The sequence below is a fragment of the Bacillus sp. 05T22 genome, assembly GCF_056396765.1.
Window position 1 is genome coordinate 1 of record NZ_JBFTMC010000081.1, and the last position, 20196, is coordinate 20196.

The 20196-nt window shown below is 37.2% G+C and carries 17 protein-coding genes, 1 pseudogene and 1 riboswitch; of the genes and pseudogenes, 2 read left to right on the top strand and 16 right to left on the bottom strand.

The genetic code is table 11. From position 1 onward, the window contains the following. Window positions 1–299 precede the first annotated feature (299 nt). The 5 genes from AC1DIT_RS20250 to AC1DIT_RS20270 all read right to left on the bottom strand — a co-directional run bounded on the left by AC1DIT_RS20250 (window position 300) and on the right by AC1DIT_RS20270 (window position 5840). A complete protein-coding gene (locus tag AC1DIT_RS20250; RefSeq protein ID WP_003199393.1) occupies window positions 300–1259 on the bottom strand; it encodes an ABC transporter permease in 960 nt (319 codons plus the stop codon). Beyond that, window positions 1260–2318 (bottom strand): ABC transporter permease, encoded by a 1059-nt coding sequence (locus AC1DIT_RS20255; protein ID WP_016133217.1) that lies wholly within the window; start codon window positions 2316–2318, stop codon window positions 1260–1262. It lies immediately after the preceding gene. Further along, window positions 2311–3843 carry an ABC transporter ATP-binding protein gene (locus AC1DIT_RS20260; protein WP_016133218.1) on the bottom strand — a complete coding sequence of 511 codons (1533 nt, stop codon included), beginning with the start codon at window positions 3841–3843 and terminating at the stop codon, window positions 2311–2313. The genes AC1DIT_RS20255 and AC1DIT_RS20260 overlap by 8 nt, the downstream gene beginning before the upstream one ends. 105 nt (window positions 3844–3948) lie before the next feature. Further along, window positions 3949–5025, bottom strand: a complete 1077-nt coding sequence (locus tag AC1DIT_RS20265; RefSeq protein WP_016133219.1) for a BMP family lipoprotein — start codon at window positions 5023–5025, stop codon at window positions 3949–3951. Between the two features lie 89 nt (window positions 5026–5114). Next, window positions 5115–5840, bottom strand: a complete 726-nt coding sequence (locus AC1DIT_RS20270) for a GntR family transcriptional regulator (protein ID WP_016115928.1) — start codon at window positions 5838–5840, stop codon at window positions 5115–5117. 232 nt (window positions 5841–6072) lie between these two features. Continuing rightward, window positions 6073–6174, bottom strand: a riboswitch (purine riboswitch). A gap of 290 nt (window positions 6175–6464) precedes the next feature. Between AC1DIT_RS20270 and AC1DIT_RS20275 the strand changes: the two genes are divergently transcribed. Together AC1DIT_RS20275 and AC1DIT_RS20280 are read left to right on the top strand one after the other, a co-directional pair. After that, entirely contained in the window at window positions 6465–6971 is a 507-nt protein-coding gene (locus AC1DIT_RS20275) for a DUF3995 domain-containing protein (RefSeq protein WP_229161841.1), read from the top strand. Between the two features lie 325 nt (window positions 6972–7296). Further along, window positions 7297–7593 (top strand): annotated as a pseudogene (locus AC1DIT_RS20280) (tyrosine-type recombinase/integrase); the annotation flags it as partial. 366 nt (window positions 7594–7959) lie between these two features. Here AC1DIT_RS20280 and AC1DIT_RS20285 read toward each other — a convergent pair. The 11 genes from AC1DIT_RS20285 to dpaA all read right to left on the bottom strand — a co-directional run. Then, window positions 7960–8394: a hypothetical protein gene (locus AC1DIT_RS20285; protein WP_016133220.1), complete on the bottom strand. Its 435-nt coding sequence runs from the start codon at window positions 8392–8394 to the stop codon at window positions 7960–7962. A gap of 606 nt (window positions 8395–9000) precedes the next feature. Further along, complete coding sequence (locus tag AC1DIT_RS20290; protein ID WP_033671424.1) at window positions 9001–9162, bottom strand: hypothetical protein; 162 nt, start codon at window positions 9160–9162, stop codon at window positions 9001–9003. Between the two features lie 664 nt (window positions 9163–9826). Further along, the gene (locus AC1DIT_RS20295) at window positions 9827–12226 is read right to left on the bottom strand and encodes a DNA translocase FtsK (protein ID WP_033671425.1); all 2400 of its coding nucleotides are present in this window, start codon (window positions 12224–12226) and stop codon (window positions 9827–9829) included. 213 nt (window positions 12227–12439) lie between these two features. Further along, complete coding sequence (locus AC1DIT_RS20300) at window positions 12440–12643, bottom strand: YlzJ-like family protein (protein WP_016115933.1); 204 nt, start codon at window positions 12641–12643, stop codon at window positions 12440–12442. Continuing rightward, window positions 12640–13389, bottom strand: a complete 750-nt coding sequence (locus tag AC1DIT_RS20305; RefSeq protein WP_016115934.1) for a ClpP family protease — start codon at window positions 13387–13389, stop codon at window positions 12640–12642. Before AC1DIT_RS20305 ends, AC1DIT_RS20300 begins: the two co-directional genes overlap by 4 nt. Window positions 13390–13490: 101 nt before the next feature. Then, window positions 13491–15161 (bottom strand): ribonuclease J, encoded by a 1671-nt coding sequence (locus AC1DIT_RS20310; protein WP_006095695.1) that lies wholly within the window; start codon window positions 15159–15161, stop codon window positions 13491–13493. A 512-nt stretch (window positions 15162–15673) separates the two neighbouring features. Beyond that, the gene (gene dapA / locus AC1DIT_RS20315) at window positions 15674–16552 is read right to left on the bottom strand and encodes a 4-hydroxy-tetrahydrodipicolinate synthase (RefSeq protein WP_003203717.1); all 879 of its coding nucleotides are present in this window, start codon (window positions 16550–16552) and stop codon (window positions 15674–15676) included. Window positions 16553–16563: 11 nt separating this feature from the next. Beyond that, on the bottom strand, window positions 16564–17796 hold the full coding sequence (gene dapG, locus AC1DIT_RS20320) for an aspartate kinase (protein WP_016133221.1): 1233 nt from the start codon (window positions 17794–17796) through the stop codon (window positions 16564–16566). 23 nt (window positions 17797–17819) lie between these two features. Beyond that, window positions 17820–18866 (bottom strand): aspartate-semialdehyde dehydrogenase, encoded by a 1047-nt coding sequence (gene asd / locus AC1DIT_RS20325; protein ID WP_016115937.1) that lies wholly within the window; start codon window positions 18864–18866, stop codon window positions 17820–17822. Between the two features lie 149 nt (window positions 18867–19015). Next, window positions 19016–19615, bottom strand: a complete 600-nt coding sequence (locus AC1DIT_RS20330) for a dipicolinate synthase subunit B (protein WP_016115938.1) — start codon at window positions 19613–19615, stop codon at window positions 19016–19018. Beyond that, on the bottom strand, window positions 19612–20196 hold a 585-nt coding region (dpaA, locus tag AC1DIT_RS20335; protein ID WP_476998367.1), incomplete at its 5' end, for a dipicolinic acid synthetase subunit A. The genes dpaA and AC1DIT_RS20330, both read right to left, overlap by 4 nt.

Here is a 20196-nt window from a genome sequence, read left to right on the forward strand (position 1 = left end):
GTATTAAGCATATTCTATGTAAAAAAGCCCGCACTAATGTGTAGGCCACTGAAAAAGTCCACTTCATAAGAAAAAGGAGTTCATGTATTAAGCATATTCTATGTAAAAAAGCCCGCACTAATGTGTAGGCCACTGAAAAAGTCCACTTCATAAGAAAAAGGAGTTCATCACCTACTATATACAGGTAATGGACTCCTTTTTCTTTTCAACATATTGATAAAATTCGTGTTATTTTTTCAAAGTAAACACTTTTTCAGTGCCTTCCTAATGTGCGAGCTTTTTCTATACTTTTTAAACGATTATCTTTTTCCTTTTTCATACGGTGTTCCAAGTGCTTTTGGAGCTTCTGAACGTCCTACAAAACCGACAAGTGCTAAAATCGTGAACACATATGGTAATATCGCTAAGAAAACACTCGGAATTTCTTTTAATACAGGGATTGTACCACCAGTTACCCCTAGTGATTGTGCAAATCCAAAGAATAAAGCAGCTCCTAGTGCACCAATTGGGTTCCATTTCCCAAAGATCATAGCAGCTAACGCTAAAAAACCTTGTCCCGTAATCGTTGCACCTGAGAAGTTGTTTGAGATTGACAGTGCAAAGGTTGCACCGCCTACTCCAGCAAACATCCCTGAAATACAAACAGCAATATAACGCATTTTATATACATTAATCCCCATTGTATCCGCAGCCATCGGATGTTCACCAACCGCACGAAGACGAAGACCAAACGGTGTTTTATAAATGATATACCAAACAACAAATGCTAAAATAATGGCAATATACGATGTTAATGGTACATTTGAGAAAAAGATTTTTCCAATAACCGGAATATCCGACAGTCCTGGAACATCAATTTTCTCAATACGGTAGTGAATAAAATCAGTTTGACCTTTACCAAAGATTTTCTTAATCGCAAAAACAGTTAAACCAAGAGATAAAAAGTTAATTGCTACTCCACTAACAACTTGATCCGCACGGAATGTAATCGATGCAACTGCATGAAGAAGTGCAAATAATCCGCTACCAATTGCTGCAAATATAAGTGCAATCCAAGGAGTCATAGCCCCCCAAGTATCCCCCATTAATAGCGTGGTAACAACACCAACAAATGCCCCAAATAACATTAATCCTTCCAATGCGATATTTACAACACCAGAACGCTCACTAAATACGCCACCTAACGCTGTAAAGATTAGAGGTGCTGCCGTGTATAACGTACCCGTCACAAGAATGGCTAAAACATCTAGAAAGCTCATTTATTTCCCCTCCTTGCTCATGCGCGTAAGTGCCCAGCGTAAAATATAACTACAAGCAACAAAGAAAATAATACATGCAATAATTACATTAATTAACTCAGATGGTACATCTGCTTCAAAGTTCATTTGCGGCGCTGCACTTTTTAAACCTCCAAATAATAACGCAGCAAGTATAATACCAAATGGATTATTCCCTCCAAGAAGTGCTACCGCAATCCCGTCAAATCCAATTCCGGTAAATGTAGCCATTGCCGTCATACTTTGGAATGTTCCAAGCCCTTCCATCGCGCCACCAATACCGGCAAATGCACCCGCAATTGTCATAGATAACACAACATTACGAGACACTTTCATACCCGCATATTGAGACGCTTGTTGGTTAAAACCAACTGATTTCAATTCATAACCTAAAGTTGTTCTATCTAATAAGAACCACATAAGAATCGTAACAAAAATTGCGACAACAATTCCCCAGTGAAGACGAGAGCCATCTGTTAAAGAAGCTAACCAATCTGAAGCTAATGACGCGCTCGGCTGAATATCATATGTTTTGTCATTGCCTTCATGTAAAAAACGTTTAATGATGTCATATGTAACATATAATGCAATGTAGTTCATCATAATCGTTACAATAACTTCATTAACCTTAAATTTCCCTTTCAAATATCCCGGAATAAATCCCCATAGTCCACCAACTATAGCTGCCACTAAAATAGACAATGGAATATGAAGAAAGGCAGGTAATGATACTGCATAACCAAACCAAACAGCCGCAAGCCAACCAACTAACAATTGCCCTTCTACTCCGATATTAAATAATCCCGTACGAAACGCAAAAGCTACCGATAACCCCGCAAGAATAAGCGGAATCATTGTACGAAACGTCTCTCCAATTGCACTGGGACTTCCGAACATCCCAGTCCAAAGTGCACTATATCCAACAATCGGATCATACCCACTAACTAACATAACAATGGCACCAACAAGCAACCCAAATATAACGGATAATACAGGAACTAAAATATTAATCGTTCGCTCCGTTAAAAACTTTTTAGCCATTTGTACTCACCTTCGCTTCCCCTGTTCCACCAGCCATTAAAAGACCTAATTGTTTTTCATTTGTTTCTTTTGCATTAACAATCGCGACAATTTTCCCTTCATAAATAACAGCAACGCGGTCACTCACATTTAAAATTTCATCGAGTTCTAAAGAAAGAAGAAGCACCGCTTTCCCCTTATCTCTCTGTTCAATTAATTTCTTATGAATAAATTCAATCGCACCTACATCTAAACCACGTGTCGGCTGCGCTGCAATTAATAAATCTGGATCACGATCTACTTCACGTGCAATAATTGCCTTTTGCTGGTTCCCGCCAGATAATGCACGAGCTACTGTTTGCTCGCTAGGTGTACGTACATCAAACTGCTCAATCAGCTCTTTTGCCTTTTTCGTTATTTTACTAAAATTTAAAATTCCTTTATTTGAAAATGGATTCTTATAATATGTTTGTAAAACAATATTATCTCTAACGGAAAAATCAAGAACGAGTCCATGTTTATGACGGTCTTCTGGAATATGACCGACTCCTTCTTCCGTAATTCGTCTAACAGGCCAGTTTGTGATTTCTTTCCCATTAATTGCAATAGAACCTGACTCAACTTTTCGTAAACCAGTAATTGCCTCTATTAATTCACTTTGTCCATTCCCATCAATCCCTGCAATACCGACGATTTCTCCTGCACGAACAGTTAAGTCAAGGCCTTTTACAGCAGGCAATTGGCGCACATCATGAACAACAAGGTTTGCAATAGAAAGTACATCTTCCTTAGGTCTGGCATCTATTTTTTCTGTTTTAAAATTCACTTGACGTCCGACCATTAGTTCTGCAAGTTTATGTTCATCTGTATTTGCAACGTCAACCGTTCCGATTCCTTTTCCTTTACGAATAATCGTACAACGATCACAAACTTCCATAATTTCTTTTAACTTATGTGTAATAAGAATAATAGATTTACCTTCTTGCACAAGCTTTTTCATAATTTGAATAAGCTCATGAATCTCTTGAGGAGTTAACACTGCCGTCGGTTCATCAAATATTAAAATTTCTGCCCCGCGATAGAGCGTTTTTAAAATCTCAACGCGTTGTTGCATACCAACTGAAATATCCTCGATTTTTGCATACGGATCCACCGCTAAACCGTATTGTTCAGACAACTGTTTAATTTCTTTCGCTGCTTCATCAATAGCAATCTTTCCTTTATTCTTTGGTTCATTTCCAAGAATAATATTCTCTGTAACTGTAAAATTATGAACGAGCATAAAATGTTGATGGACCATACCAATTCCATAGTCATTTGCGATGTTCGGATTTGTAATTTTCACAGGGTTTCCTTTAATTTTAATTTCTCCCTGCTCTGGCTGATACAAACCAAATAGTACATTCATTAACGTTGATTTCCCTGCACCATTTTCTCCGAGTAAAGCATGTATTTCTCCCTGTTTTACTTGCAGCGTAATATTATCGTTCGCTACAATGCCTGGGAATACTTTTGTAATATTATTCATCTCAATTACGTATTCCATTTTGTTCCTCCTTTTAGCAGGGAACAGTCCCCAATTACACTCTATTAAAAGTAATTTTATATATACAAAGGCTAGTTCTAAGAACTAACCTTTGCTATTTCTCTATTATTTCTTAAGAGCAGCTTCGTATTCTTTGTACTCTTTATCAGTAGCAGGTACTTTAATTTCACCAGCAGTAATTTTCTTTTCAAACTCTTCTACTTTTGGTAAAATTTCTGGATTTACTTTTTTCACATTATCAGTTGTTTTCGCAATGCCAACACCTTCATCTTTCAAACCAAACGCTTCTACTTTTCCGCCTTCTAACTTACCATCTTTTGCTTCTTGTGCTACTTTTTCAACCGCAACATCAACGCGTTTTACCATAGAAGTTAGCGTTACGTTTTCAGGCATACCTTCTTGATTTTGGTCACGGTCAACACCGATTACCCAAACATTTTCACCTTTCTTCTTACGGTTTTTCGCTTCAGTAAACACTCCGTTACCAGTACCACCAGCAGCATGATAAATTACGTCTACTCCTTGTCCGTACATTGCTGATGCAAGTGCAGCACCTTTTTCAGGTTTATCAAATGCTTCTGCATATTCAGATACAATCTCAATATTTGGGTTAACAGCTTTAGCACCAGCTTTAAATCCATTCTCAAACTTACTAATTAAATCACTCTTCATTCCACCAACAAACCCAACTTTATTTGTTTTTGTTGACATCGCTGCTACTGCACCTACAAGGAATGATCCTTCATGATCCTTAAATGTAATACTTGTTACGTTCGGTTGCTTTACTACAGTATCTACAATCGCAAACTGTTGCTTTGGATTTTCTTTCGCAACTTCTTCAATTGCTTTTTCTAATTTATAACCAATACCAAAAGATAAATCATATTTATCTTTTGCAAATTTCTTTAAGTTCGGAATATAATCTGCTTCTTTTTCAGACTGAAGGTAACGATAGTTCGTCTTCTCTTTTAGCCCATTATCTTTACCGAATTTTTGTAAACCTTCCCAAGAAGATTGGTTAAATGATTTATCATCAACGCCCCCAACGTCTGTAACCATACCTACTTTAATGCTCTTTCCATCTTTTTTATCTCCACTTGCTTTATCCGAGTTACCACATGCACCTAACACTGTACTCGCCGCTAACGTTAATGATAGTAAAAGACCTGTTTTTTTCTTCATACTAGAAACCCCTCCTAAATGATATATGTATCTATTAATATGCTAGTGTCCCCTTCTTCTTGCTGTCACCTCCCTAAAAAGGAACTTTATTACATGCGTTTTCTTAATACGTGGAAGCTAAATTTATCTGCTCTGAAATAATTAATAGAATATAAGATTGGTTCATCATTTTGATCATAGTGCATTTGCTTTAGAATCAGCAGCGCTGTTTCTGGTTCGCATTGTAAAATTGGTGATATTTTCGGATGATAACCAATTGGTTCAATATGAGCAACCGCGTATGTAATGCGTTTATGCGTGTTATTATGAATAACAGTAAGTAGCGATTCCTCATTATAATCAGACAAATCTGGTAATACTTCTTTTGCCAACTTGTCAATGCAATAGACAACAGGTTCCCCATCTGCTGTACGAACACGCTCAATCATCACAGCCTCAAAGCCTTCATCRCTATTAAACTTTTCTTTTTCCTCTTCTGTTAGACTCGTAGTAGATGATGATAAAAAGATTGTTCCCGGTGTTTTCCCCACACTAGAAATCATATCTGTAATACTAGAAAGTTGTTCAATTCCAGAAGAAAACAACGGCTTTGCATTCACAAAAGTACCAACGCCATGTCTGCGAATAACAACATTATCCTCTTCTAAAATACGCAATGCTTCCCGTAAAGTCGCTCTACTTACGCCAAGTTCTTTTGCTAAATCAAACTCTGAAGGCAACTTTTGTTTTTCTTTATATGCCCCGCTTTTGATTTTCTCTTTAATATGATCGATCACCCGTAAATATAAGTGTCGACTATCGGATTTAACTGACAYAAGACTCCCCCGCATTCCAATTATTCGACCTCTGATGTAAGACTTCTGTTCTCGATTTTCAACCAATACATGATATACCTTACATAACGATACGATACAATAACATTTGTCGAATAAGTGTTAATAATTTTTCAAAATGAAATTTTCTATCTTTATTTCATAAAAAAAACTTTGCACCCCAACATTCCTCATATAGAGAAAAAGTTAGATACAAAGATCCCTTACATCCTTTGTTACACACTTTTCCCCTCATAGTCTAGCAATTCATGGTTGCCAGGTAGAAACTTATGGACCTTATCTCCAAGATTATATGAGGCAGTGATTCTTTTCGAAGTAATCTTACCACTTGCTCCCATATGTGTCAACATAATTCAACACTTTTCTACAACTAATCTCGAACGTTTTTCAAAAATAACATTAAAATCATTCGCATTCTAAAGAATCACCCTAAGGTGTAAGCCCTTTCTTTCTTGATGACTATAGTATATAACAAAAGAACCATATAAAAAAGCCCATTCAGTTCTTCAACAATCGGGCCAGATTGTAAAGTAAAGAATTATTAGAAAGTAAATCAAACCTTTACTTTTAATTTTGCTGCATATAATGATGGTGGGGTGAAAGGAATTGAAGATTAGTCAAATGAAATGGGCTGGTTATGCCGTATGTATCTGGTCGCTCTTGTATATTCCGATTCACGTTTATTGGGCATTTGGAGGAATGGCATGGATGCCTGGGGTTTGGAAAGATGAGGCGATGTGGGAAGCAGTAAACTGGGGAGCATCTGTAGTGTTGTTAGCAGCAGCAATATTTGCACTATTACTAGTTCATCCTTGGGGACAAAAGATCCCAAGATATTTAATGCTTGCTATGGGCTGGTTTGCTTGCATATTGCCAATCACGCATGCTGTCTATGGATATATTACTAAGGGGCTTTTTCTAGCTGGTGTTATTCCTTTAGAATTTTTCGATTTTTCCGCATGGGCAACAATAGACGTCGATTATATGATTCTAATAGACCTGTTGCTTTTCGAACCTTGGTTCTTAGTCGCAGGGATCTTATTCGGATTGGCTACTTTGCACTATCAGAGTGATATAAGGGGAGTAATGGATCAACAATGTAATATTAAATAAGGTTTGAGCAATAAATAATGTGAAAAACCTGAAAAGTTACTGTAATTAATAATAATTGTGGATAAAATTTCAGATGTCTTATCCAATTAAAGGGCGCTATTCTGTTATAGAGAAAGCGTCTTTTTCTTGTATTTCAAGTGTTCTCATAGTTAAGTAATTTTTTGTTTTATACGATTGTTGAATAACTAGCGTATAAAAGAGACTCTTCTTGAACATAATGGAATCTAGATTAATTGATTTATAGAATGGGAGCGTGAAGAATAATGTTATTATCTGAGGCCTGGGAGAAGTATCAATTAGATAAAAAAATTGAGGGATATTCACCTTAGATGAAAGAGATGATGGGGAGCCTTGTTTGTTTATTACGGAAAGAAGGCCAAAAAGACGTATGAGTATTGATAACCTAAGATTTATTATCAAACGTATATCGAATCGTGCCGGGATTAAAAAGAGTATTCATCCTCATCAATTACGTCATAGCTATGCTACACATATGATTAACAACGGTGCGCCACTTGAAGTAATACAAAGCTTACTTGGTCATGAGAAGAGTGAAACCACGAGAATATATGCTCAGCTGAGCGGAAAGTTGAGACGCGATTTGTATAGTAAATATTTTTGAAAGCTACTGAAATTAATCTTTAATCAAAATCGAGGCGTGCATATATAAAGACGTATCTTTTTGAATTGGGCCATATTCTGGAATAACGGGTAACCCCAAGATACCTGTAACTTTTACATTTAAACTTGAGCGGAAATAATAACATCCTTTTTGGTTAAGCCTTAGAGGACATTAGAATCTTTAATTCCTGGTGTTAATGTCCTCTATCTTGATAACGCTCATTTAGGTCTGCACGACATTCTGTTCAGGTCCCAGTTGATTCGGGTTTTGAGAAAAACGGTAGTATGTAACTCGTTTTTTGTTATTAGCTTGATGGGCATGGGGTTTACCCTCTTACAGAGTTAGAAGACAACTCGGACATCTCTGTTACTGTGGTTGCTGACCATCGTACTGCTTTTTCTTCACTCTTGTGCCCAGTATGATGAGGGCAACATAGATTACGATGGCAATCGAATCTATAAGCGTATCCGTAAGCCCCGATACGTCAAGCAATGCCGTTACACCAAGAATAACCATTAGTCGGACGATCAGGATCGCCGCAATCAACCATGCGGCAAACCGGATCTTTGATCGCTCGGTTTGGAATGACATGAAAATGAAAGCGATGCCGAAGACCAGATTTTCCGCCGTGATGATGTGCCAGACATACGTGAATACTGTCCGGGTACCCACGGATATCGCCTCAATGTTGAGCGTCGGTAGCACAGCGGATTGCCCGTTCCATGCGTGCGTGACGGCAAACAGCATCGCAAGGATGCCTGCAATCAGATAATAAAAATTCCTAACCTTGATGTTCACCACAACCTTCCTTGGAAATTCCCGGTTTCTTCTTTCTCTTTTTTGTTTACTTCTTTATTATTTTTAATTTATTTCCTTAAATTGATTTTATTCACTTTAATGCGGAAAGAACGTTACTTTAAATAAAGTGGCTCATTTCCGTGACCTTGTCATTTTATGCCACAAACGGGCGCGATTGTGAAACAACATAGGTGTAGAAAGGATCGAACTTTTTTCAAAATGGATTCTTTTTATTTATCGTAAAACTTGGGATTGCGAGGTATTTTTGATCAAATTTTATTTCAAAGCTACAAATTGAGTAAGCAAAAAATCCCGCTTTCAAGCGAATCTTTGTGTCAATTGATGGTCTATTATGTTGTGATTTGTGTTGTCAAAAGTTGTGTGATGTCTAATTTTGTACTCCAAAAGAGAACCCGTTATGTAAAACATCGGCTTTTTATTTGACTAAAAATCAACAATGAAATTTAACAGAGCCGAAAACAAAAAGAGCCACTTTCTGTTAGAGAGTGGCTTTGTATGAGTACGATTACTACATGTTACAGGGCTAGTATGTAAGTAATTACTTAAATGCATATTGCCTTATTTACTGGAAGAAGAACCCCTGTTCTATTATTTTCCAATCAGTCTCGTTAAAGCCATCCCAAGAAATCCAACACCCATTCCTATCAGCCATCCAATTTGGGAACTTCCTAACAAAGATCCCACTCCTCCACCAAGAAACATGCAGCCAACAAATACTAATACTCCAACGCCCCATTTCTGCCGATCCATAATTCAATCACACCCTTTCAATAAAACATATGCTATTAGCTAACTAACCTTTCTTGAATATGATATGTTAATTATTTTGCTAGAGGTGGTATAGTTGTTTGGCTTAGGATCAGCAATGCTCAGGGAATTCAAAAGATGGAGATTGACGGCTTTGAAGGGATTGTAGGAGGTGAATTTAACTCTTAAGTATCATAACTTAAGAGTTGTGGAACAAATTCTTCTTCAACTAACCAGCTAATAGAAGCTTGGTGATGTTCCACAATCGGGCGTGATTATTGAATAACTCTTAGATTTAAACAACTTTATTGTTATATTTTTAAGTATAGTGAAGTAATCTACATCAAAAATTAAACAATTTTATTTTAACCCCATCCTAAAATCAGCATGGGGTTATGCGTGTTTGAGGTTTTAAAATTAAAGAACTTTATTACTTCTACACATTTACAAAAACACCTTTTCAGTCTACAACTATTTTTTAACAGTTTAATACTTTTTTCTATAGTCTAAAACATTTTTTAATGAGACAGTCGTGATAAAAGGAGTGGGAAACCCACTCCTTTTCTTTTTCCTTATAATTGTTAAACAACATGTCTTTATTGTGAGATTAAGCCTCAAACTTCACCTAACGTGTCTTTCAGTAAAAGTAAACAATTGGGCTTTTTTATTAAGAACTTTTTTCTTGTATATCTTTAATCAAAACTTCTCTCGGCTTACTACCTTCATAAGGTCCAACTACACCATTCATCTCCATCGCATCAATTAAACGCGCCGCACGTGTATATCCCACTCGGAATCTACGTTGTAACATAGAAACAGAAGCCGTTTGCATTTCTACAACAAGCTGAACCGCTTCATCATATAATTCATCTTCTACTTCTTGTCTTGTTTCTGGTACATCCTGTGGAATCATGTCCTCTTGATATTGCGCTTTTTGTTGTCCAATAACATATTCCACAACTCTTTCCACTTCATCATCTGATAAAAATGCACCTTGTACACGAACTGGTTTCGATGCTCCAATTGGTATGAACAGCATATCCCCTCGTCCTAATAATTTTTCAGCGCCTCCGCCATCAAGAATCGTTCGAGAGTCAGTTTGTGAAGACACAGCAAACGCAATACGTGATGGAATATTTGCTTTGATAACACCTGTAATAACATCAACAGATGGGCGCTGCGTCGCGATAATTAAATGAATACCAGCAGCACGTGCCATCTGTGCTAGGCGCATAATTGCATCTTCTACATCTGAAGAAGCAATCATCATTAAATCGGCCAACTCGTCCACGATAACAACAATGTATGGAAGCTCAGGCTGTTTTGCTTCTGATTGTTCATTATGATGTCTAATGTATTCATTATATCCTTCAATGTTACGCGTTCCACTATGAGCAAATAATTCATAGCGACGCTCCATCTCACTCACAACTTTTTTCAAAGCTTGTGATGCTTTTTTCGGATCCGTTACAACAGGTGTTAATAAGTGCGGAACACCATTATATACGTTCAACTCTACCATTTTCGGATCAATCATCATTAATTTGACTTCATGTGGTTTGGCACGCATTAAAATACTAACAATAATACCATTAATACATACACTCTTTCCACTACCAGTCGCTCCAGCTACTAATAGATGGGGCATCTTATTTAGACGTGCTAATACTGCTTCACCAGTAATATCACGCCCAAGACCAATTAATAACTTTTCTTCCGGATGATTATTCGCTTTCGAATCAAGTACTTCTCTAAGCGTTACCATAGAAACCTCTGAATTTGGAACTTCAATCCCTACCGCGGATTTCCCAGGAATAGGGGCCTCAATACGAATATCYTTCGCAGCTAATGCGAGTGCTAAATCATCACTCAAACTAACAATTTTACTTACCTTTACTCCCATATCAGGATACACTTCATATTTCGTAACTGCAGGTCCTTTATGCACTTTCGTTACTTTTGCCTTTACACCAAAACTTTGAAAAGTACGTTCCAACTTACGAGCATTTTCATAAATTTTCTCATTTTCATTTGTAACCTGTTTATTTTTTGGGAACTTCAATATATCGATAGAAGGAAGCTTGTAATCTTTGTTTTCCACATTTGAAAATTGCATTGGAGGAGCTTTTGTTTCTCCTTCCAGAGATTCAACAATTTTTTCTCCTCGTTTCTTTTGTGTTCGTTCTTTTGATGCAGATGGAATCTCTTCCTCTGCCATAGAAGGCGGCGCAATCAACTCATTTGCAATCTCATCTTCACTTTCCTTATCTTTTTCTTCACTAACTGGATAGTTCTCTGTAAAATTCGAAATAATTGGCGGTCCAATTTCTATCTCTTCTAACGGCTCAGTAATTTCTTCTTCGCTATCAAAACGTTCACTACGCGTACGCCTTGTCGTTTTTTTCTTTTCTGTTTGTTCAGCAGTACGTTTCGATCTCCAATCCTTGTAATCCCCTTGCATCCCCTGAAATTGACTTCTGAGTATTCGTCCAACCGGGGCTAACACTTCCCCAATGTGTTTGTTTGTAATGCAAAGTATACCAAGAATAACAAGAATGATACCTATAATGTAGGCTCCTGCTTCATCAAACAAAAAGTAGCATGTAGCAAACATAAGGGCACCAACCATCCCCCCGCCTAAGTGAACGGACTTTACTACACCTTTCTTCATCTCATAAAAAAATAAATCTTTTGTACTGACAATCACAGATGTATTTTCTACGGTTCCTTCTTTTGAAAGCAAATTAAATAATGTAATATGACTAAACATTACTATTGCTAATACAATTAAATAGACACCGATTAACCGTTTATTTAAAAGGTTTGGCCATGCGCGCTTTATAACAAATGCAATCGACAATGCAATCACACCAAGCACACCAATTATGTACCATTCACCAAAGAAAAAGCGAAAGAAGAAAACAAACGATTTCCCTACAATACCTAGCTGTAAAATTGTAATGATTGAAAGTGCAAAAAGAGTCAATCCGACGATTTCGTAATACAAAGTTGGCTTTATCGTACGTCTTGCTTTTGATTTCGTCCCTCTTTGCTTTTGTTTTGCCATTTCTTCACCCCAAGTCCAAAAATTAAGTAAGACTTTCATTCATTGAAAGTATTCTCTACATGTTGTTCGTCACATCTTCTAGATCTGTTCATTTGACATTTTACACTTCTTGTAAAATGTCAAATAAACAGAAGAAAGCAGCCTAATCATGGCTGCTCAACCGTCTTGTTTTTTATATTATACCATAGCTTCTACACAAAATCCTGCTTTTTGCTAAAAGGTTATTTTCTGGCCTGGTTCATACTGTAAGTAGTGGGATGGATTTGTACTTAGCACACGAACAACGGAATAATATTGACTACTCTCTTCAGATACAATCATCTCTACTCCATTTACATTCACTATTTTTTGTTGTTCATACTGTGAATAATCAGCCTGATAAACAAGTTGCTCCGGCATAATTGTATACAAAATCATTGCAGCAACTTCCCGTCTTGATTTCCATCTGTTCGCATGTCTATTAATTCATTCAACTTTCGAATCGCATCCCCGATACCACCGACATCATCTATAAGGCCATACTTTACTGCATCTATTCCAATTACATTTGTTCCAATATCTCGTGTTAAATTTCCCTTCGCAAACATAAGCTCTTTAAAACGATCTTCCGTCACTTTTGAGTGTTTTGTTACAAATCGAATTACACGTTCTTGCATTTTATCCAAATACTCAAATGTTTGCGGCACACCAATAACAAGACCCGTCAGACGAACTGGATGAATCGTCATCGTTGCAGTTTCAGCAATAAGCGAATAATCTGTTGACACTGCAATTGGCACACCTATCGAGTGCCCTCCACCTAAAACCAAAGATACAGTTGGCTTCGATAATGAAGCTACCATTTCAGAGATTGCCAATCCAGCTTCAACATCACCACCAACAGTATTTAGCAATAAAAGTAACCCTTCAATTTTTGGATTTTGCTCAATTGCCACAATTTGTGGAATTACATGTTCATATTTCGTCGTTTTATTTTGTGGTGGAAGCTGCACATGTCCTTCTACTTGTCCAACAATCGTTAAGCAGTGAATACGTGATTCATTCATTTGCGGAACATTCGTTTGGCCAAGTTGTTGAATTTTTTCTATTACTGACGCCTCTTTTGAATCCTCTTTCGGTTCTGCTTCTTTTTCCTCATTTGTTAAACTATCACGTTCTGTCATGTCGCATCCCCTTTCACTCTTATACAACTATTATTTCTTAAGTTGTAAATTTCATGCGATAGGGATAAAAAAGAAAAAACCACCGATAAAGGTGGTTTTTCTTATACTTCCATGATAATTGGTAAAATCATCGGTTTTCTCTTCGTTTCCTCATACAGAAACTGTCCTAATAATTCACGAATATTTTGTTTTAGCATGGACCATTCAATAGAATACTCTTTAATGGACTGTTCAACAATTGTACGTACAATATCTGTAGACCTTTCGATTAACGCTTCCGATTCACGAACATACACAAAACCACGCGAAATAATTTCTGGTCCAGATATGATCTTTTTCTCATCTTTTCCAAGCGTTACAACAACGACTAAAATTCCGTCTTGTGATAACATCTTACGATCACGCAAGACAATATTTCCGACATCACCTACACCTAATCCATCAATAAGAACATTACCCGCTTGTACCTTACCAGCTTGCTTTGCCTCTTCGCCCTCAAAAGCAATTACATCGCCCTTTTCTACAATAAAAATGTTTTCTTTCAAGACACCAACATCTTCCGCCAAATACGCATGTGCTTTTTGCATACGAAATTCGCCGTGTACGGGTATAAAATATTTCGGTTTCATTAAATTCAGCATCAATTTCAATTCTTCTTGACTACCATGACCCGAAACATGAACTTTTCTTTCTCCATAATAAACAACTTCTGCACCAGCTCTAAATAATAAATCAATAATTTTAGATACTGATATTTCATTTCCCGGAATTGGAGAAGCTGCAATGATAACTGTGTCTCCTTTACGGATTGAAATTTGTTTATGAGCTTGCTTTGCCATTCTTGAAAGAGCTGCCATTGGTTCCCCTTGACTACCAGTTGTTAAAATCGCTACCTTCTTCTCCGGGAAATTATCTACCTCTTGCAATGAAATAACCATACCATCTGGAACGTCTAAATATCCAAGACGCCTTGCAATATCTACCACTTTTACCATACTACGACCTACAACGGCCACTTTACGGCCTGTTTCAGCAGCTGCATCAAATACTTGTTGAATACGATGTACATTAGATGCGAAAGAAGCAACAATGATACGTCCTTCTGCATTGTAAAATACTTTTGAAATTTCTATACCAACTTCTTTTTCAGACCCCGTGTAACCAGGACGTTCAGCATTTGTACTATCTGATAACAGACAAAGAACGCCTTCATTTCCAATTTGCGCCATCTTTCCAAGATCTGCCCCGCTGTTGCCAATTGGTGTTTGGTCAAATTTAAAATCTCCTGTATATACAATGGCTCCTTGTGATGTATGGAAGCACACACCAACAGAATCTGGGATACTGTGTGTTGTTCCAAAGAATGAAACCGTTGTCGTATTAAATTCTACAGCCGAATTCGAATCAATTGTTTTTAAGTCTACACGGCCTAGCATTCCCGCTTCACCGAGTTTTTCTTGTATAAGACCTACCGTTAACTTCGTTGCATACACCGGGATGGAAAGTTTGCGCAGCACATAAACAATTCCACCAATATGATCTTCATGACCATGTGTAATAAATAAACCTTTTACTCGCTCTTGATTTTCTACTAAATATGTAATGTCAGGGATAACAATATCAATTCCAAACATTTCGTCTCCCGGGAACATCAATCCTGCATCCACAATAAAAATTTCGGAATCAATTTCCACACAATACATATTTTTCCCGATTTCACCTACTCCACCAAGAGCAAATACTTTTACAGAATCAATCTCTTTTCTCTTCATGTTGTTGCCTGGTTTAAAAATCTTACAAACACTGATTTCACTAAAATCGTAGAGACACCAGGGAAGCTCTACAACCACCATATATTCACCGTCCAAGACGAATGTCCTTACCGTTATGCGATATCATGTTCTTGTTCGTTTTTTAAACCAGGTTTCACCTCTCTTTCATTATATAAATCAAATATCTTATGCGATATGATATAAAAATTCCGTTAAACCATAATTTTTTCCAATTTTGCTAAGCATACCCGTACTAAGCTACTTAGCCATATTATAACTGATACCAGAAATAGAACACAAGTTAATTTGCGAGAAAGAGAAGAGAAGCATAGAAATTTTATATAAAATAAACCATCTATTCATAAGTATGTTCTCCTTACCAATTCGGCTTTTTCATTTATTTCTGATTAGAAGAGACTTATATGGTCTATTTACAAGCAACTTAAGATAAAATACTCTGTTAATGAGGAATAAATAAAAAATGGCCTAGTTTTTACTAAGCCATTTTTTATTTAGCGAGGAATCGATTGGATTACTTCTTGTAATGTTAATCGTTCTTCTTCTGTTAATGGAAGAAGTGGGAGACGTACAGATCCTACGTCTAATCCAACCATTTGTAACGCTGTTTTGACTGGAGTTGGGCTCGGCGCCATAAATAATGCATTTGTTACTTTGACAAGTAACTGATGCAATTTCTGTGCTTTTTTGAAATCTCCTGCTTGGAATGCCGCAATCATTTCTTGCATTTCATTTCCAATCACATGAGATGCAACAGAAATAATACCTTTAGCTCCAACTGCCATAGCTGGTAACGTTAAACCATCATCACCGCTGTATACAGCAAAGTCGTCCGCTGTTTTTTCAATAATTTCTGTCATTGTTAATACATCGCCGCCAGCATCTTTAATTGCAACAATGTTTTGTATTTCTGATAAACGAACAACTGTATCAACGGAGATTTGTACAATAGATCGTCCTGGAACATTATATAGCATAACCGGAAGTTCTGTACTTTCAGCAATTGTTTTAAAATGCTGATACATGCCTTCTTGACTCGGTTTATTATAATACGGCGCCACTAACATAATTGCATCGACACCAACTTCTGTAGCTTTTTTCGTTAATTCGATAGAAGCATGTGTATTATTGCTACCTGTTCCAGCGATTACGGGCACCCTTTTATCGACAACAGATACAACATGGCGATATAACGCTACTTTTTCTTCTGATGACAATGTAGGAGACTCTCCGGTTGTTCCTCCTACCACAATTGCTGTTGTACCGTTATCAATTAAATAATTTACCAATTTAGTTGTCTTTGCAAAATCGACGTTTCCATTTTTATCAAACGGTGTTACCATCGCTGTCGCGATTGTCCCAAAATCTATCATGGTCTCACTCCTTATTGTTCCAGTTGCTTTTCTTTTGAAAGCTCAAACGCACTATGCAATGCATTCACAGCTTCCACTAAATCTACTTCTTTTACAAGCACCCAAATGGTCGTATGACTATCTGCCGATTGTAAAATTGTCACACCTTTTTCTGCCAATGCTGTGACAATTTTCGCAGTAACTCCTGGAATACCTGCCATTCCAGCTCCTACAATAGATACTTTTGCACAGTGCTCCGTCACGATCGGATCATATCCAAGCTTATGAAGAACTTCAACAGCACGACTTGATACATTATCATTTACTGTATAAGCCACACCTGTAGGCGAAATGTTAATTAAGTCTACACTAATTCCTTCATTTGCCATCTCTTTAAAAACATGCTTTTGCAAATCATACGATCCGTCTTTTGCAAGCACTTTAATTTGCGTCACGTTTGATACGTGAGCGATACCTGTAACGGGCCGTTCTTCTACATCACGGCCTTTTGTAGCACCAACATATGCAGCAATAAGTGTCCCTTCATTATCAGAGTACGTGGAGCGCACACGAAGTGGGACTTTTGCATGCATTGCAATTTCAACGGCGCGCGGATGAACAACTTTTGCACCTTGATAAGCCATGTTGCAAATTTCATTATATGTTACGTTTTGAAGATGACGCGCATCCTTTACAATCCTTGGATCAGCAGTCATCACACCTTCTACATCAGTAAAAATATCGATATATTCAGCTTGAAGCGCAACACCTAGTGCTGAAGCTGAAGTATCACTACCTCCGCGTCCAAGTGTTGTCGTATCGCCTTCTTTAGTTCGCCCTTGGAATCCAGTAACAACAACAACATCTACGTTTTGTAACTCTTCATGTATACGATCACAATTCATTTCAATAATCTTTGCATTCGTAAAATCATTATTTGTTACAAAACCAGCTTGTGCACCATTTAGTGCTGCTGCTTTCACACCATTTTCATTTAGCATATTTGAAAAGACGATTGCCGAGATTAATTCTCCGCATGATAATAATAAATCTTGCTCACGTTTTGAAATGCTAGATTCCTGTTGATTTACAAGACTTAATAATGTATCCGTTGCATATGGTTCACCTTTACGTCCCATAGCTGATACAACCGTAACTACTTTATAACCAGCATCTAATGATTTTTTAATATGGTGAAGTGCATGCTTACGTCCGTTTTCATCACGTACCGATGTACCACCAAATTTTTGAACAATAATCTTCATTTTTTGCACCTTCTCTTAGCCGTTTACACTAATTGTAATTTTACTAATCGYTCTGCAATTTGAACAGAGTTCCATGCAGCACCTTTTAATAAGTTATCAGATACGACCCAAAGATGGAATCCTTTTTCATTATTTAAATCTTTACGAATACGCCCAACAAATACTTCATTTTTCCCTACCGCAGTAGATGGCATTGGATATAATTGTTCTGCTGGATCATCTTGCAGTACAATTCCTTCCGCATCCGCAAGCAAGTTTTTCAGTTCTTCTACAGTTACGCCTTCTTTTTCCACTTCAATGTAAACGGACTCAGAATGACCTGATACAACTGGCAAACGTACACATGTCGCTGCTACTTCTAACTCGGGCATATGCATAATTTTTTTCGTTTCATTAATCATTTTCATTTCTTCAAATGTAAATCCATTTTCTTGAAACTTATCAATTTGTGGAATGGCATTAAAAGCAATTTGGAAATGTTTTTTGTCACCTGATACAGGTAAAACATTTGCTTTTACTTCTTCTCCATTTAAGATTGCTTGTGATTGTTCATGAAGCTCTTCAATTGCAGCAGCACCTGCACCTGACACAGCTTGATATGTGGAAACGATTACTCGTTTTAAACCAAACTGCTGACGAATTGGTTCAAGAGCAACTACCATTTGAATTGTAGAACAGTTTGGATTTGCAATAATACCACTATGTTCTTTTAAGTCATTTTCATTCACTTCAGGTACAACAAGTGGTACATTTTCTGTCATGCGGAATGCACTTGTATTATCAACAACAATTGCACCACGCTTTGCTGCTTCTGGTGCTAGTTGTTTCGATACAGATCCACCTGCACTAAAGAGTGCAATATCGACTCCTTCAAAGCTTTCAGGAGTTGCTTCTTGTACTGTGAATTCTTCTCCTTTAAATACAAGCTTCTTGCCTGCAGAACGTTTAGATGAAAGTAACGTTAACTTCCCAATTGGAAATTCTCGTTTCTCTAAAGTATTTAACATTTGTTCACCAACTGCGCCGGTTGCTCCAACTACAGCGACATGAAAAGATTTTTCCTTTTCCATCACTATGCCCCTTTCTAGATACCAATCCTTCTATACTTAGAATTAGAAGGAGTATAGAGTACCCCTTCTAATCTTAATAACATTAATTTTATCATATTCTGCGATAAGAATGATGGTTTCGTAAAAAATTGTCCGTTTTTTTTCGTTTTTTAATTCATATATCTGAATTTTTCTACAACAACTGGCTGTAATTGCTTCCCTTCTATTGCTTCTATAATTGTATCTTCAAGAAGTTCCATACGAGCTACCATTGAATTGGGTTTTTTTTCTGGTGCATCTTGCCCAAATGGCACAAAATAAATATGTTTTGTCGCCATTAAACGCATTAGGTTTACACCATTAAGGCCAAGAGCATCATTTGTTGAAACAGCTAACACAACTGGTTTTCCATTCCGAAGCGTCGCCTTTGCTGCCATTAATACAGGAGAATCTGTCATTGCATTGGCAAATTTACTCATTGAATTCCCTGTTAATGGAGCAATCACCATGCAGTCTAATGGAATTTTAGGACCGAGTGGTTCTGCGCCTACAATAGAATTAATAACCTTATTTCCTGTTATCCCTTCAATCCTTTCAATCCACTCTGCTCCTTCACCAAATCTAGTATTTGTTGTTTGTACAGTATATGAAACAACCGGCCGCACTTCTGCTCCTTCTGCAATTAGTTTCTCTACATGCGGCATAACTTCCGCATACGTACAATGTGATCCTGTAAATCCAAACCCAATTCGTTTTCCTTTTAAACTCATTTTCCATTCTCCTCCTTTGCCATCATATCTGCCGTTAATAACTGAGAAAGAACATTCGCTAAAATTTGCCCTGCTGTTTTTGGTGCAACAATTCCTGGAAGACCGGGTGCTAACAAGGCTTTAATCCCTCGTTTCTCTGCATAACGAAAATCCGTACCACCAGGCTTAGAAGCCAAGTCAATAATCAACGTATGAGCTGGCATCCTAGAAATAGCCCTTGCCGTTACAACGAGGTGCGGAATCGTATTAATGACAATATCAACATCACTTACTTCTTTCTCAATATCCTGCATATAAAAAGGAGAAAACATCATTTCCGAAATACGAGCGATATGTTCTGAACGTCGTGCTCCTACTTTGACATGAGCTCCTAGTGATTGAAAAGCTCTCGCTACACTCATTCCAGTTCTACCAAATCCTAAAACCATTACATTCGAACCGTGAATTGTATAATCWGYATGTTGAATAACCATCATTARTGTWCCTTCTACSGTYGGAATAGAATTATAGATCGCCACATCATCACGATCGAATAATTTTACAAGTTTACGATTTGTGGTAGATGCAATACTTTCTAAATA